Source organism: Pseudomonas sp. K8 (genome assembly GCF_014889455.1).
In the GTDB taxonomy this organism is placed as follows: domain Bacteria; phylum Pseudomonadota; class Gammaproteobacteria; order Pseudomonadales; family Pseudomonadaceae; genus Aquipseudomonas; species Aquipseudomonas veronii.
In genome coordinates this window covers 1-677 of record NZ_VJWO01000172.1, presented here as the reverse complement: position 1 = coordinate 677, position 677 = coordinate 1, and the positions used below count along the sequence as shown (strand labels likewise).

The following is a 677-nucleotide window of genomic DNA, read 5'->3' as shown; positions in this document are numbered from 1 at the left end:
CTCCAGGCCCGGGTTGCGCTGCAGGCCTTCGGCGATCAGCGCGTCCAGCTGCGGGTCGTTCAGCGCCCGCCACCAGTCGGTGGCCGGGAACGCCGAGGGGCTCAGGGTGTGGCCGGCCAGGGTGCGCTGGGTCTGCAGGCTGTCGGCGTCGAGCAGCTGGCCGTGCGGTTGCAGGCCACCGGTGCTGGCACAGGCGGCCAGCGCCAGCGACGCGGCAAGGGGAAGCAGGATCTTGACGTTCATGAGGTTGCTCCGGTGGACGGGCGATGCCTGTGCAGGTCACGCACGCGTGAAGGGTCGAGCTCAGCGCCAGCGTAGCGCGCCTGAACGAAACGCTGGCTGAGCGGAATCAACGCCGGGTCGGGGCGTTGCCGGTGGACGCGCTGCGCCCAGTCCGTGGCGGTTTCCGCAGGTTCCCGGGCCAGGCCATGCCGCGCGTAACGCCGCCCCAGCCGGTGCCACGCCCGCAGCAGGGGATCGCGCTCGCGCTCCCCGCGGGCCAGCAGCCATGCCATCCAGCCTAGCGCGGCGCCTGCGAAGGCAATGAAAATGGCGACCAGCTGTGCCGGCTCCAGTGCGTCGATGCCGAACGGCCGCAGCAGTTCGCGCTGGCGGTTGGAATCGAACGACAGCACCAGGTCGTTCCAGCCCCGGCGCAGGAAGTCGCCCACCTGGCC

1 protein-coding gene and 1 pseudogene are annotated in these 677 nt (G+C 71.5%); both read right to left on the bottom strand.

Annotated features, from left to right (window positions below):
- Window positions 1-243: pseudogene (locus tag INT12_RS30795) on the bottom strand (multidrug RND transporter); the annotation flags it as partial.
- Window positions 240-677 (bottom strand): DUF4129 domain-containing protein (locus tag INT12_RS30790; RefSeq protein ID WP_193059217.1); only part of this gene is annotated, 438 nt, incomplete at its 5' end. The gene INT12_RS30790 and the pseudogene INT12_RS30795, both read right to left, overlap by 4 nt.